This is a genomic window from Massilia sp. 05N420 (genome assembly GCF_056397205.1).
The window spans coordinates 92,208-106,811 of the sequence record NZ_JBFTMX010000008.1 but is presented as its reverse complement, the minus strand read 5'-3'; the positions used below and the strand labels follow the sequence as shown (position 1 = coordinate 106,811).

Below are 14,604 nucleotides of genomic sequence, written 5' to 3'. Positions count from 1 at the left end.
AATAGGACGCATGAACAAGGCATTTGTAAAAGAGTCCGATAACGACGACGATGACGAAGCCCTGGCGCTGGCCCAACAGATTCCGGCCGGCTCCAAGAACTACATCACCCCGGCCGGGCACAAGGCCATCAAGGACGAGCTGCTGCAGCTGATCGACGTCGACCGGCCTGAAGTCGTGCGCGTGGTGCACTGGGCCGCCTCGAACGGCGACCGTTCCGAGAACGGCGACTACATCTACGGCAAGCGGCGCCTGCGCGAGATCGACCGCCGCATCCGCTTCCTCACCAAGCGCCTCGACTCGGCCTTCGTGGTCGATCCCTCGGTCCACCACGGCAACGACCAGGTCTTCTTCGGCGCCACCGTCAGCTATCTGAACAAGGCGGGCGAGGAGCACACCGTCACCATCGTCGGCATCGACGAGCTCGATCCGCTGAAGGGCCGGATCAGCTGGGTCTCGCCGGTGGCACGCGCGCTCACCAAGGCGCGCGAGGGCGAGGTCGTGACCCTGCAGACGCCGCAGGGCACGGACGATCTGGAAATCCTCAGCGTCGACTATCCCGAACCCATCACGGACTGATTCATGAAACACCCCTCCGGGTCGGCGCGCGAGCCGGATCCCCTTGCCGCGCTGCGCTCGGCCACCGCGAGCCGCCACCAGGCGCTCGACAGCGGGCTGCCGATCGGCGCCGACGATGCCTCCCTCGGCGATTACGCTTCCCATCTCGCCATGCTGCGCGCCTGGCTGGCACCGCTGCAGGCCTGGTTGACGGGCTTCACGGACGGACCGCAATGCGGGCCGCAATTCGACCAGGCCCAGCGGCTGGCCCTGATCGAGCAGGACCTGGCCGAGCGCGGCATGCCGGCCGCGCCGCTGCCCGCGCCTGCGGCATCGGACTGGCCGGCCGCCGCCAGCCCCGCCTGGCGCTGGGGCGTGTGCTACGTAATCGAAGGCTCGCAGCTGGGCGGCGCCGTCCTGTACCAGCGCCTGCACCGGCGCCTGGCCCCACATCCGCTGCGCTACCTGAAGGGGAACGAGGCCGGTCCCGGCCCGCGCTGGCGCAGCTTCATGCAGGTGCTGCGCGAGCAGGTGCGCAGTCCGGAAGAGATCCTGGAGGCCTGCGCCGGGGCTTGCGCGGCTTTCGACAGCATCCTCGCGCTGGATAGGCACCGCGATTCCTGATCCGCGAATTGTTTTAAAGGTTAATTTCTTATTCGTATTATTTCTTAAGTCAAATAATTCAATTAAGAATGGTGTAAATACATAGTGCGGTTTTGAGTCCGGATAAAATCTTCATAAGCAAATAAATCATCATCATTTCCGTGGTCTAAAACAGGGGAAATGATGAGACAGTTTTACGAATACCATCCAGTCATCGGCTATCGCTATATTCCCGGCCTGCGGGTTCGTATCCCGCACGAAGGCGGCGGGTACCTGATGCAAGTCAACGGACTAGGCTTCCGCTCCGATAAAGAATTTGTGCAGGAACGTAGGCCGGGACATCGGCGCGTGCTTGTGTTCGGCGATTCCTTCACGGCCGGCGATGCCGTGCCGAACCGCCGGCGCTATACGGAATTGCTGGAGACATATTYATCCGCCAGCGAGGCCGGCCCGGTCGAATTATTCAATTTCGGCCTGTCTTCCACGGGTACCGACCAGCAATATCTGATCTGGCGTGAATTCGCCCAGGACATCGAACACGACCTCGTCGTGATTGCGGTATTCGTCGAAAACATCCGGCGCGTCAATGCCCGTTTCCGGCCTCACCACGACGAGCACGGCCGCGAGCGCATTTACGCCAAACCCTATTTCCAGCTCGAAGACGGCGAGCTGCGGCTTTGCCAGGTGCCGCCGCGCCGCGAACCCTTTGACGAAGCCGGGTTGAGCCCCGAGCAGGCCGCTGCGGTCGACCAGGGCGGACGCTTCATGGCGTTGCGCAGGATGGTCACGGCTCTCGGCGTGCGCGACGTGGTGCAGAAGCTTACCCAGTACCAGCCGCTGCCGCATTACGATTCGCCGTCGAGCCCGGCCTGGCTGCTGATGCGGGCCATCCTCGCGCAGTGGATCGGTGCACTCGGCAAGCCGGTGCTGCTGCTGCCGATTCCCCTCCCGCAGCACCTCGACCAGACCTGCGACGCCGCGCCTTACCAGGCCCGCTTCGCCGAACTGGCGGCCGACCTGGGCTGTGCGCTGCACGATCCTTTGCCCGGGCTGCTGCGCATTGCCCCGGCCGAGCGGCGCCGCCTGCGCTGGGAAAAGGACATCCATTTCACGCCGGCCGGACACGAAGCGCTGGCGCGCTCGCTCGAACCCGTGCTGGCCGGGATGCTGGCGCAGAGGCCGAGCCCTTTGCCGGCGGCCGAGCTGCGGGAGCTCGCATGAGCGCGACCATCCTGGGCATTGCCGGCTACTACCACGACGCGGCGGCGGCGCTGGTGCGCGACGGCGAGATCGTCGCGGCCGCGCAGGAAGAGCGCTTCACGCGCAGGAAGCACGACCCTTCGTTTCCCGTCAACGCCATCAACTACTGTCTCGAGGAAGGCTTCGTCGATGCCGTCGATCTCGACGCGATCGTGTTCTACGACAATCTGCTGCTGACCTTCGACCGTGTGGTGCAGAACGCCTGCGCGGGCGGACCGGACGGGCGCAGGCTGTTCGCCCAGGCCGCCGGCAATCTGCTGGGCGACAAGATCTGGGTCAACGAGCACGTGCAGCGCACGCTCGGCACGCTCGGACGGGAAGGACGGGTGCTGTTCACCGAACATCACATGGCGCATGCCGCCAGCGCCTTCTATCCTTCGCCCTTCGACAGCGCCGCGGTGCTGACCATCGACGGCGTCGGCGAATGGGCCACCACCAGCCTCGGCCTGGGACATGGGCGCAGGCTCGAGCTGTTCGCCGAAATCGACTACCCGCACTCGCTGGGCCTGCTGTACAGCGCCTTCACCAGCTTCTGCGGCTTCAAGGTCAATTCCGGCGAATACAAGCTGATGGGACTGGCGCCCTACGGCCGTCCGAAATACGCCGACCGCATCCGCGACCACCTGATCGACATCCGCCCGGACGGCTCCTACCGGCTCGACATGGCCTGGTTCGGCTATATCGACGGCATGGCGATGGCCGGGCCGCGCTTCGCGGAGCTGTTCGACGGTCCGGCGCGCGCGCCCGAGTCGCAGATCACGCGGCGCGAGATGGACCTGGCGGCCAGCATCCAGCAAGTGACCGAGGACATCGTCCTCAGGACCGCGCGCCACCTGCGCCGCCTCACCGGCGAAAAGAACCTGGTCCTGGCCGGTGGCGTGGCGCTCAACTGCGTCGCCAACGGCAAGCTGGCGAAGGCCGGGCTGTTCGACGGCATCTGGATCCAGCCGGCGGCGGGCGATGCCGGCGGCGCCCTCGGCGCGGCGCTGATGGCGCACCACGGCTACTTCGAGGCGCCGTGCGCGCGTCCGGCCGGGGCCGGCGACGCCCAGCGCGGCAGCTACCTGGGGCCGCGCTATTCGAGTGAGGAGATCCTCGCCTTCCTCGACCGCAAGGGCTACCGCTATCACCGCATCGCGGGCCGCGACGAAAGGCTGGGGCTGGTGGCCCAGGCGCTGGCCGCAGGCAAGATCGTCGGCTGGCTGTCGGGGCGGATGGAATTCGGCCCGCGCTCGCTGGGCGCACGCTCGATCCTGGGCGATCCGCGCAACCCGCGCACCCAGGCCACGATGAACCTGAAGATCAAGTACCGCGAGTCGTTCCGCCCGTTCGCGCCGGCCGTCCTGCGGGAAAAGTGCGCCGACTATTTCGACTACGACGGCGACAGCCCCTACATGCTGACGGTGGCGCCGGTGCGCGAGGACCGGCGCCGGCCGATGGATACCAGCGCCTTCGAGGGCGGCGACGACGACATGATGGCGCTGATCAACCAGCCGCGCAGCGACGTGCCGGCCATCACCCACGTCGACTATTCGGCGCGGATCCAGACCGTCGACCGCGACAGCCATCCGGAATTCCGCGCCCTGATCGAAGCCTTCGAGCGCCTGACCGGCTGCCCGCTGCTGGTGAACACCTCGTTCAATGTGCGCGGCGAGCCGATCGTGTGCAGTCCGCAGGATGCCTACCGCTGCTTCATGCGTACCGAGATGGACCTGCTGGTGCTGGAAGACGTGCTGCTGTGGCGTTCGGAACAGGCGCCTCTGCCCGACGACGAAGACTGGAGAAAGACCTATGAGCTCGATTGACGATGCGGTACTGGGTGCGGCCACGGCGGCCCTGTTCGACGCCCTGACCGCGGGCGCCGCGCCGCCGGCCAGGGGGCAGGCGCCATTCCCGATGGGACCGGCCCCGCAGCTGCCCAGCTATTACATCCAGCGCGGTCGGCCGGCGATGGCGCGTGAGGATTTCTTGTCCGCGTCCTGTCTCGATGCCGGCGAGTTCGGGCAGCGCCTGGCGGCCTGCTGGCTGGCGGCGGGCCGGCCGGCACTGGCGGCGCAGGCGCCGCTGGCGGCCGAGACGGCGGCGGCGCTGCACGCCCTCTACGTGCAGGCGCGGCCCGAGGCCGAGCTGTCGCCCTATATCTACCAGATGTTCTAGCCGGGCATGGTGGCCGAACATGAAGAACGCCGATGCGGAAGTCGCTGCGGTGGCGGCCGGTCTCGCGTGCCCGCCGGGCTTCGTCGTGGTGCCGGAGACCGTCCTCCCATGCGGCATCACGGTGCCGGCCTTCGCCGTCGCGCGCTGGCTGGCGGCGTGCGGGCCCGACGGCCAGGTCCTGCTGCGCGAGGATGCGCCGCCGTGGGTGAACGTCAGCTATCACGCGGCGCAGCGCGCCTGTGCGGAGGCTGGGCTTGGCCTGCTGACCGAACTGCAGGCCCTGGCCATCGCGCATGACCTGGCGCGCCAGGACGCGAACTGGAGCGGCGGCGAGGCCGGGGCAGGCGAGTTGTACCGGGGCCTGCACCTGGCCGGCTTCGGCTGCGCCCAGCCGCCTTGCGTGTGCTCTCCCGATGCGCGCGAGCGGCGCTGGCACGTCCTGTCGACCGGCGAGCGCATCCACGATGCCGCGGGCAATGCCTTCAGTTGGGTGTTCGACGACGTGCAGGGCAACCCGGATGGCATCGTGGCGCGCGGCTTCGCCGAGACCTCGCCCACCGTGTCGGGGGCGCCCGGCAGGCGCTGGGAGCGGGGACTGGGCTGGTGGCCGAAGGCCGGACGCTGCTGGTGGGGGCGGGCGCTGGCGCGGGGCGGCGCCTGGTCGTCGCAGGAAGGAGCGGGGCTCTTCACGGTAATCGACGAGAAACCGGGAGCGCAGCGGCCCTACGTCGGGTTCCGCTGTACTTTCCCCGTGTAGTATTTTCCTGATACGCCGCACTATACTCGGGGCATGCACCTGTACCGCGAATATCCGCCCCATCCGCTTCTCGCAGGCCACGTCGCCTGCCTGTGGACCAGCCACGCGGCGCCGAGCGGCGCGCCGGTGCGCCACCGCGTGCTGCCGGACAACTGCATCGACATCCTGTGGCAGGACGGCGCGCCGCTCGGCTTCGTCGCCGGGATGATGTCGCGCCCGCACCGGGTCGAGGTGACGCAGCCGGTGCTGACGGTGGCGGTGCGCTTCCTGCCGGGCGCCGCGCGCGCCTTTTTCGACCTGCCGCTGCACGCCCTGCAGGACGGGCATCCGGCCTTGTCCGAGCTGTGGCCGCGCCATGAGGCGGAGGCGCTGGCGGCAGCCTTGTGGGATCGCGCATCGAGCGCTGAGCAGCGCCTGGCGGTCATCGAGCGTGCGTTGCTGGCGCGCCTGGGCCGCGCCCCGGATGGCGGCCCGGATCGCGCCGGCCGCCTGGTACGCGCGGCCGTCGGGCAGATCGAGCGTGCCGGCGGCGCCCTGCGCATCGAGGAGCTGGCGGGCACGCTGGGCGTCTCGCGCCAGCACCTGGCCCAGCAGTTCCGCGAGCGGGTCGGCCTGAACGCCAAGACCTTCGCCATGGTGTGCCGCTTCCGGCGCGCCAGCGCCGCCCTGCGTGCCGAAGCGGGCAGCGGCGCGGGCGCCATCGACTGGGCCGGGCTGGCGGGGGAGTGCGGCTACTATGACCAGTCGCACCTGATCCACGAGTTCCAGCAGTTTGCCGGGGAGACGCCGCAGGACTTCGCGCGGCCGCGGACGGGCCGGGCCGGCTAGAATGCCGGCATGCCCAAGAAAACCCCCACTTTTCCCGGCCCGCGCACGGCGCGCGGCCAGGTCCTCGCGATCCTGCTGTCGAATACCGACCAGGCCGGCGCCGAGCCCCTGCGCGGACGCGTGACGCTCGCCGCCATCGTCCGTTCCCTGAAACGCAAATACCATTGGCCGATCGAGACCACCAGCTTTCCGTCGAATGCGGCGGACGGCCGCGCCACCTGGGCCACCGTGTACAGCCTGCCGGCCGAGGTCATCGACAAGGCGCTGGATGCGCGTGGACGGGATTGGTTGCGCAGCAGCCTCGGAATGTGAAAATCTCACCAAAAACCACAATCTTTACCTGGATTAACAAATTTTTCCCGGAGGAAATCGTATAGTAGGGACTCGTGTCTGGTTTCCCTTTGGCACTCTTTTTGTTGAGGTCATAAAATGTTCAACAAGCTCACGATACGCACCCGCCTCATCGCGACGATGGCCTTCCTTGGACTGATCATCCTGGCATTCGGCTTGCTGGGCGTTTTCGGCATGCGCTCCCTCGAGTCCTCGCTGGAAGACGTGTATTCGAACCAGCTGGTGTCGAGCATCTCGGTCAACGATTCGAAGAATTTCCTGTCCCGCGCCCGTTTCGCCATCGACCGCGCCGCCCTGCATCCCGAGGATCCGGAAGTCGGCAAGACGCTGGAGCGCGTCGCGGCTTTCCTGGCCGATTCCGACAAGTCCTGGGCCGCCTACATGGCCCTGCCTCAGGACGCGGAGGAAAGCGTACTGGCGCGCGACGTCGTCGCCAGGCGCGACGTCTATGTCAGGGAAGGATTGCTGGCGCTGGCGGAGGCGGTGAAAAAACAGGATGCCGCGGCGATCGATGCCCTGAACAACCGGCTCCTGAACCTCTACACCGATTTCAATGACGCTGCCGGCAAGCTGGACCAGTACCAGATCAGGGAAGCGAAGAGCCATTACGAAAGCGGCGTGCACCTGGCCGACAAGGTGATGTACACGTCGATTGCCGGCATYGTGATCGGCGCCCTGCTGATCATGGTCTCGTCGGTGTCGCTGGTGCGCGCGATCATGGGCCCGCTGGACCAGGCGCTGCGGCACTTCCATGCGATGGCCGAAGGCGACCTGGCCACCAGCGTGGTCATCGAGCGCGAGGACGAGATGGGCAAGCTGCTGGCGGGCCTGGCGAAGATGCAGGGCCAGCTGGCCCGCACCGTGCGCAGCGTGCGCGACAGCAGCAGTTTCATCGCCGGCGCCAGCAGCGAGATCGCTTCCGGCAACCTGCACCTGTCGGGCCGCACCGAGGAGCAGGCCAGCAGCCTGGAGGAAACAGCGTCCTCGCTGGAAGAACTGACGTCGACGGTGCGCCATAATGCCGACAACGCACGCCAGGCGAACCAGCTGGTGGTGTCGGCATCCGAAGTGGCGCTGCGCGGCGGCCAGCTGGTGGCCCAGGTGGTGGACACCATGGGCACCATCAGCGATTCGTCCAGGCGCATCGTCGACATCATCGGCGTGATCGACGGTATCGCCTTCCAGACGAATATCCTGGCGCTGAACGCGGCCGTCGCCGGCGAAGTGCGCAACCTGGCCCAGCGCTCGGCGGCCGCCGCCAGGGAGATCAAGGAACTGATCACGGCTTCGGTGGCGAATGTCGATACCGGCACCGAACTGGTCGACAAGGCCGGCGCCACCATGAGCGAGGTGGTGGCGAGCGTGGCGCGCGTGACCAGCATCATGTCGGAGATCGTGACCGCCAGCCAGGAGCAGAGCGAGGGCATCGAGCAGATCAACCGCGCCGTGCTGCAGATGGACCAGGTGACGCAGCAGAATGCCGCCCTGGTCGAGGAAGCGGCCGCGGCCTCGTCCTCGCTGCAGGAACAGGCCAGGTCCCTGACGGATGCGGTCGCGGTGTTCCAGCTCGAGCACCATCAGGCACCGCAGCGCGGCGCCATGCTGTTGACCGCCTAGCGGGTGCCTGGGCCTGCGGGCGTTAGCTGGACTTTGAAGAAACTGCTGTAGGATTGTGAGACCGGCGCAACCGGTTTCTACTCAACGTGCCGTCAACCACATTGGAACACACGTGTCCTTCCGCACCCACCCGGAGCTGATCGAGCTTGCCAGCCGCGCCCCAGGCAGGAGCCAGTCGCGCTTCGTCCTCCTGACCCTGCTCGCGGGTGTCGCCGCCTACGTCGCCGTACTTGGCGTTGCCGAAGCGCCGGTCAGCCCGGCCCTGGGCATCGTCGAGATCCAGAGCGCCGGGCTGGCCATCACCGGCCTGCTCACCGGCCTGATGCTGATCGGCCAGATGCAGCTGCGCCGCTCAGCGGCCCTGGCCATCCTCGCGTTCGGCTACCTGTTCTCCTCGGTTGCGGCCTGCGCCTACACGCTGCTGTTCCCCGAATTCATCAGTCTGTTCCAGTCGATCAGCAGCCGGCAGGCCAACGACTGGCTCTACCTCGCATGGCATGGGATCTTCTCGGCCTGCGTGCTCGGCTACGCCTTCGCGAGCGGCGAACCGTCACGCCGCCAGCGCAGGCGCCAGGCAGTGCTGTCGTTATGCACCCTGCTCATCGTCGTCATCGGATTCGCCATCGGGCCGGACCCGCTCGTCGCTTCGCTCGCCGCGAACCGCCGTGCCGGCGGGACCTATTTTGCCGGCATCGGAATCGTGCTGGCGGTGTCGATACTGGCCCTGGCCGCCGTGCTGCAAAAGCGGCCGCGCACCCTGCTCGACCTGTGGCTGAGCGTGGTCATGCTGACCTGGGTGTACGACATCGCGCTGGCGGCCTCCTTCGACAACCAGTCCTTCGATCTCGGCCTCTATGTCGGCAGGCTGGGCAGCCTGCTGGGGTCCCTGTTCCTGCTCGGCGTTCTCGGCGCCGAAAACCTCAGCATCCACGTGCGCCTGCGAGCGGCCTTCGACGACATGATCGAATCGCGGGTGCGCGAAAAGTCCAACGAATTGCTGGCGGCCGTCCTGCACCAGCTGCCCGAAGGGGTGTTCGTCTTCGACGGCGACGAGCGCCAGGCCGTCGTCAACGCACGCGGCAAGGCGCTGATCGACGGCGGCCGGTCCGGGATCATGGACATGGTCGTCGCGCAGGCCGACCGCGCGGCCGGGCAAGGCCCCTTCGAAGACGAGATCGTGGAACGCGTGGCCGCGGGAGACCGCCGGGTGTTCTCGGTCAGCGGCGCGCCGATCTACACCAGCGAAGGAAGCCTGGCCGCCAGGGTGGTCGTCGTGAACGACGTGACCGAGCGGATCGAGGCCGAACGGGCCCAGTGGGAATATCTCGAGCGCCTGCACGCCCTGTTGGAAAACACGCCGCTGGCCGCCATCGAGTGGGGCGGCGACCGCATCGTGCGGCGCTGGAGCAAGCGCGCCGAGGAACTGTTCGGCTGGCCCGCCTCCGAGGTGATCGGCAAACCGATCGATGCCCTCCAGCTCATCCATCCCGACGATCTCCACATCGTCGACGGGATCATGGCTGCGCTCGTCACCGACGAGGCCGCCTACATCAAGAGCGAAAACCGGAATATCCGGCGCGACGGCACGGTCGTGCAATGCGAATGGCACAATTCGGCGCTGCGCGACGAGCAGGGCAGGATCGACGCGGTCTTCTCGCTCGCGCTCGACATCACGGAACGCAAGCAGGCGATGGCGCAGTTGACCGAGGCGGATGCGCGCAAGGACGTCTTCATCGCCACCCTCGCCCATGAGTTGCGCAACCCGCTGGCGCCGATCGCCAACGCTGCCTCGCTGCTCGTGAGCCAGCATGCGGACCGGGAGCGCGTCGAATGGCTCGCGGCGATGATCAGCCGCCAGAGCGCCCGCATGGGCCGCCTGCTCGACGATCTGCTCGATGTGTCGCGTATCGGCCGCGGCAAGATTCAATTGCGGAAGGAGACCATCGACCTGACCGGCCTGGTGCACGAAGCGCTCCAGGTCAGCATGCCGCTCATCGAGGCCGGGCGCCATCGCGTCGACATCGCTTTGCCGGACGAACCCGTGTGGGTGCTTGCCGATCCGGTCCGGATCGCCCAGCTCATGTCGAACCTGTTGAACAACGCGGCAAAGTACACGCCCGCGGGCGGCCGGATCGAGGTGCGGCTCGAGAAAGCGGATGCGCACTGCATGTTCACCGTCAGCGACAATGGCATCGGCATCGAGCCGGACATGCTTTCCCAGGTGTTCGAGGCCTTCGTCCAGGTGGGCAGCGCGCGTCACCTGGCCCAGGGAGGATTGGGCATCGGCCTGTCGCTCGCCCGCGGCCTGGCCGAACTGCATGGCGGCACGCTCACCGCGGCCAGCGAGGGCAAGGATCGCGGCTCCACCTTCACCCTGTGCCTGCCGCTGGCCAGCCGCCATCGGGATGCGCAGCCGCCGGCCGCCGGCTGCGAACCGGCGGCGAAGCTCGAGGCCAGCGTCCTCGTGGCCGACGATAACGTGGACGCCGCCGAGTCCCTGGCCATGCTGCTGCGTGCCCGCGGCGCGGAGGTGACGGTGGCCTACGATGGCGAGCAGGCATTGAGGATGTTCGGCGAGCGCCCGGCGGACATCCTGATTCTCGACCTCGGCATGCCCCACGTCGACGGACTCGAGCTCGCGCGCCAGCTTGCGCGCGTCCATCCCAGGCCCTACCTGATCGCCCTGACGGGCCGCGGCCGCAAGGAAGACCGCACGGAATCGCTGCTGGCCGGCTTCGACGAACACCTGATCAAGCCGGTCGACCTGGAACGCCTGGCGGCGATCTTGCAGCGCGCCGCCTTGAAGACAAACCGGGAGCGAGCTTGAGGCCGGCTTCGAATTTCCTGAACTTCAACATCCGAATTTCCTGATGTTCTTATCGCTTCTGCCGCTATACACTTTGTTGGCAGTTCATAAATAGTTCGTCAGAACAATTCAGAAAGGGACATCGAAATGCGAAGCTTTCCGTTGAAGGCCTTGGGGTTTGTGATCGTGCTGATCCTGCTGGTGGCGCTGGCGCCCTTCGGCACCGTGCCGGCGGGTCACCGCGGCGTGATGACGACCTTCGGCAGCCCGAGCAGCGAGGTGCTGAGCGAGGGCATCCACTTCCGCGTGCCGCTGGCGCAGAAGCTCAACCTGGTCAACGTCTCGATCCAGAAGGGCGAGGGCGACGGCGATGCCGCTTCGCGCGACCTGCAGACCGTGCACACCCGCGTGGCCCTGAACTACCACGTCAAGCCGGAAGCCGCCGTGACGGTGTTCCGCGACCTCGGCAACGAGCCGGGCACGCGCATCATCATCCCATCGGTGCAGGAAGCCGTGAAGGCCGTCACCGCGCGCTTCACGGCCGAGGAGCTGATCGCCAAGCGCACCGACGTGCGCGACCAGATCGTGACCCAGCTGCGCGAGCGCCTGGCGCGCCACGGCATCGTGGTGGACGAGTTCTCGATCGTGAACTTCAACTTCTCGCGCTCCTTCAACGAGGCGATCGAAGCCAAGACCACGGCCGAGCAGCTCAAGCTGAAGGCGGAACGCGACCTGCAGCGCATCGAGGTCGAAGCCAAGCAGCGCGTGGCCCAGGCCAGGGCCGAGGCCGAATCGCTGGCCGTGCAGCGCCAGCAGGTGACGCCGGAACTGATCCGCCTGCGCGAGATGGAGAACCAGCGCCAGGCCATCGAGAAGTGGGACGGCAAGCTGCCCAATGTGGCCGGCGGCGCCATCCCCTTCATCAATGTGAGCCCGGCCAAGTAAAGCTTCCATTTTTCCAATACACGGCGGGCGGCGTCGGGCATGATGCCGCTTTGCCATTCAAGGAGACGAATATGATCAAGGGATTACGTACCGTGAAGTACCCGGTGTCCGACCTCGGCAAGGCCAAGGCCTGGTTCACGGAGGTGTTCGGCAGCGCACCTTATTTCGACCAGCCTTTCTACGTCGGCTTCGCCATCGGCGGCTTCGAACTCGGCCTGGTGCCGGACGGGACGCCGGGCACGGCGGGCTCGGTGGTGTACTGGGGCGTGGACGACATCGAGGCCGAGTTCGCGCGCATCCTCGGGCTGGGTGCGACCGTGCACGAAGCCATCCAGGAAGTCGGGGAGGGGATCAAGGTGGGCGAGCTGGAAGACCCGTTCGGGAATGTGCTGGGATTGATCTACAACCCCGTGTTCGATCTGGCGGCCGTGCGTTGAACGCGCGGGCTCTCCGAGCCCACGCGCAAATCAGGTCCGCTCGCGCTCGACCCGGTTCACGCCGGCCACGCGCCGCAGGTTGCGGATCAGGTGGGCCAGGTGTACGCGGTCCTTCACCTGGATGGTGAAGCGCAGCTGGGTCATCATGTGTTCGTCGTCCTCGTCCATGCCCACATAGGTGATGTTGGCGTCGGACTCGCCGATCTCGGCGGCGACCCGGGCGAGGATGCCCTTCTCGTTGTTGATCAGCAGGCGGATGCGGCAGTCGAAGCGGCGGTTCAGCTCCGTACCCCACTGGACCGCGATCCAGCGGTCCGGCTCCTTGTTGCGCAGGCGCTTGGCCTGCGAGCAATCGCCGGTGTGGACCACCAGGCCCTGGTCGCGGCGCAGCTGGCCGATGATCTGGTCGCCCGGGATCGGCAGGCAGCAGGGCGCCAGCTGCACCGACACGCCTTCGCTGCCGTAGATCGTGACCGGATCCAGTTCCGGCGAACTGCTCGGCTGGGTGGGCACCGTGTCGACCGGATTGTCCATCAGGCCGAAGATGTGGCGCGCCACCAGCGCCGGCATGCGCTTGCCGATGCCGATGTCGGCGTACAGCTCCTCCATCGACTTGGCCGAGGATTCGGACAGCAGCTTCTCGATCGTGGTTTGCTGGATTTCGCCGCGGATGCCCAGCTGGCCCAGTGCCTGCGACAGCAGTTCCTGGCCCAGTTCCACCGATTCGTTCAGGTTGATGGTGCGCAGGTAGTGGCGGATCGCCGAGCGCGCCTTGCCGGTGCGCACAAAAGAGAGCCAGGTCGGGCTCGGGCGCGAGTTCGGGTCGGTCTCGATCTCGACGATGTCGCCATTGTGCAGCTCGGTGCGCAGCTGGGCCGGCTCGTGGTTGATCTTGACGGACACGGTGTGGTCGCCGATGCCGGTGTGGATCGAGTAGGCGAAGTCGAGCGGGGTCGCGCCGCGGGGCAGGGCGATGATCTTCGACTTCGGCGTGAACACGTAGACCGAATCCGGGAACAGGTCGACCTTGACGTGCTCGAGGAACTCGGCCGAGTCGCCGGTCTGCTGCTGGATGTCGAGCAGCGACTGCAGCCAGACGTGGGTACGCTGCTGCAGGTCCGACATGTTCTGGTCGCCGGTCTTGTACAGCCAGTGCGCCGCCACGCCGCTTTCCGCGGTGCGGTGCATTTCCTGGGTGCGGATCTGGAATTCGACCGGGGTGCCGTAGGGGCCGATCAGGGTGGTATGCAGCGACTGGTAGCCGTTGATCTTGCGGATCGCGATGTAGTCCTTGAACTTGCCGGGCATCGGCTTGTACAGGGCATGCAGGGTGCCGAGCGCCACATAACAGTTCGGCACGGTGTCGACGACCACGCGGAAGCCGTACACGTCCAGCACCTGCGAGAACGACAGGTGCTTGTTGCGCATCTTTTTATAGATGCCGAACAGGGTCTTCTCGCGGCCGTAGACTTCGGCATGGATGCCGGCGGCGGCGAGCTGGTTCTTGACGGCGTCGAGGATCTTCTTGACCACTTCGCGGCGGTTGCCGCGCGCGGCCTTGATCGCCTTGGCCAGGGTGCGGTAGCGCAGCGGGTACAGGTGCGAGAACGACAGGTCCTGCAGCTCGCGGTAGATGTCGTTCAGGCCGAGCCGGTGCGCGATCGGCACGTAGACTTCCATGGTCTCGCCGGCGATGCGGCGCTTCTTCGCGGGCGCCATCACGCCCAGCGTGCGCATATTGTGCAGGCGGTCGGCCAGCTTGATCAGGATGACGCGCACGTCGGATGCCATGGCCAGCAGCATCTTGCGGAAGTTTTCGGCCTGGGCCTCGACCACGCTCTGGAATTCGATCTTCTCCAGCTTGGACAGGCCGTCGACCAGGTTCGCCACCTGCGGGCCGAAGCGCTCGAGCAGCTCTTCCTTCTTGACGTCCTGGTCCTCGATCACGTCGTGCAGCAGCGCGGCCATGATGGCCTGGGCGTCGAGCTTCCAGTCGGCGCAGATCTCGGCGACGGCGATCGGATGGGAGATATAGGGTTCGCCCGACTTGCGCACCTGGCCGAGGTGCATCTCGTCGGAGAAGCGGTAGGCTTCCTTGACCTTCTTGAGTTCGGCGGGCGTGAGGTATTCGGCCAGCTTGCTGGCCAGGTGGCTGATCGACGCGACGCCAGGAGCAGGCGCCGGTTCGGCTTCCTGTGGCTTTGCAGGCCGGCTGGGCCGGCCTTTGGTGGTGCCTGAGTGGATGGAATCCGGTGGAGACAAAGTCATACTCGAAGAAAATCGGCCG

General features: G+C 66.7%; 13 protein-coding genes. 12 read left to right on the top strand and 1 reads right to left on the bottom strand.

Annotation, left to right across the window (positions count from 1 at the left end):
- The first annotated feature begins 10 nt into the window (after positions 1–10).
- From greB to AC1DIX_RS06935, 12 genes are all read left to right on the top strand, one after another.
- Positions 11–577, top strand: coding sequence for a transcription elongation factor GreB (greB, locus tag AC1DIX_RS06990; RefSeq protein ID WP_477323105.1), 567 nt, complete (start codon positions 11–13; stop codon positions 575–577).
- A gap of 3 nt (positions 578–580) precedes the next feature.
- On the top strand, positions 581–1,180 hold the full coding sequence (locus tag AC1DIX_RS06985; RefSeq protein ID WP_477323103.1) for a biliverdin-producing heme oxygenase: 600 nt from the start codon (positions 581–583) through the stop codon (positions 1,178–1,180).
- Between the two features lie 327 nt (positions 1,181–1,507).
- Entirely contained in the window at positions 1,508–2,380 is an 873-nt protein-coding gene (locus tag AC1DIX_RS06980) for a GDSL-type esterase/lipase family protein (RefSeq protein ID WP_477323101.1), read from the top strand.
- The gene (locus AC1DIX_RS06975; protein WP_477323099.1) at positions 2,377–4,224 is read left to right on the top strand and encodes a carbamoyltransferase family protein; all 1,848 of its coding nucleotides are present in this window, start codon (positions 2,377–2,379) and stop codon (positions 4,222–4,224) included. The genes AC1DIX_RS06980 and AC1DIX_RS06975 overlap by 4 nt, the downstream gene beginning before the upstream one ends.
- Positions 4,211–4,576, top strand: a complete 366-nt coding sequence (locus tag AC1DIX_RS06970; protein WP_477323097.1) for a hypothetical protein — start codon at positions 4,211–4,213, stop codon at positions 4,574–4,576. Before AC1DIX_RS06975 ends, AC1DIX_RS06970 begins: the two co-directional genes overlap by 14 nt.
- A gap of 19 nt (positions 4,577–4,595) precedes the next feature.
- Positions 4,596–5,333 carry a hypothetical protein gene (locus AC1DIX_RS06965; RefSeq protein ID WP_442122387.1) on the top strand — a complete coding sequence of 246 codons (738 nt, stop codon included), beginning with the start codon at positions 4,596–4,598 and terminating at the stop codon, positions 5,331–5,333.
- A 33-nt stretch (positions 5,334–5,366) separates the two neighbouring features.
- Positions 5,367–6,161 carry a DUF6597 domain-containing transcriptional factor gene (locus AC1DIX_RS06960; RefSeq protein WP_477323095.1) on the top strand — a complete coding sequence of 265 codons (795 nt, stop codon included), beginning with the start codon at positions 5,367–5,369 and terminating at the stop codon, positions 6,159–6,161.
- Positions 6,162–6,170: 9 nt separating this feature from the next.
- A complete protein-coding gene (locus AC1DIX_RS06955) occupies positions 6,171–6,473 on the top strand; it encodes a hypothetical protein (protein ID WP_442122389.1) in 303 nt (100 codons plus the stop codon).
- Between the two features lie 117 nt (positions 6,474–6,590).
- A complete protein-coding gene (locus tag AC1DIX_RS06950) occupies positions 6,591–8,129 on the top strand; it encodes a Tar ligand binding domain-containing protein (protein ID WP_477323093.1) in 1,539 nt (512 codons plus the stop codon).
- Positions 8,130–8,241: 112 nt separating this feature from the next.
- Entirely contained in the window at positions 8,242–10,956 is a 2,715-nt protein-coding gene (locus AC1DIX_RS06945; RefSeq protein ID WP_477323091.1) for an ATP-binding protein, read from the top strand.
- 126 nt (positions 10,957–11,082) lie between these two features.
- Positions 11,083–11,880: a prohibitin family protein gene (locus AC1DIX_RS06940; RefSeq protein WP_442122392.1), complete on the top strand. Its 798-nt coding sequence runs from the start codon at positions 11,083–11,085 to the stop codon at positions 11,878–11,880.
- Positions 11,881–11,951: 71 nt separating this feature from the next.
- Positions 11,952–12,317: a VOC family protein gene (locus tag AC1DIX_RS06935; protein WP_477252651.1), complete on the top strand. Its 366-nt coding sequence runs from the start codon at positions 11,952–11,954 to the stop codon at positions 12,315–12,317.
- A 30-nt stretch (positions 12,318–12,347) separates the two neighbouring features.
- Here the strand turns inward: AC1DIX_RS06935 and AC1DIX_RS06930 are convergent, their stop codons facing one another.
- Positions 12,348–14,585 carry a RelA/SpoT family protein gene (locus AC1DIX_RS06930; RefSeq protein WP_477252654.1) on the bottom strand — a complete coding sequence of 746 codons (2,238 nt, stop codon included), beginning with the start codon at positions 14,583–14,585 and terminating at the stop codon, positions 12,348–12,350.
- Between the last annotated feature and the right edge of the window lie 19 nt (positions 14,586–14,604).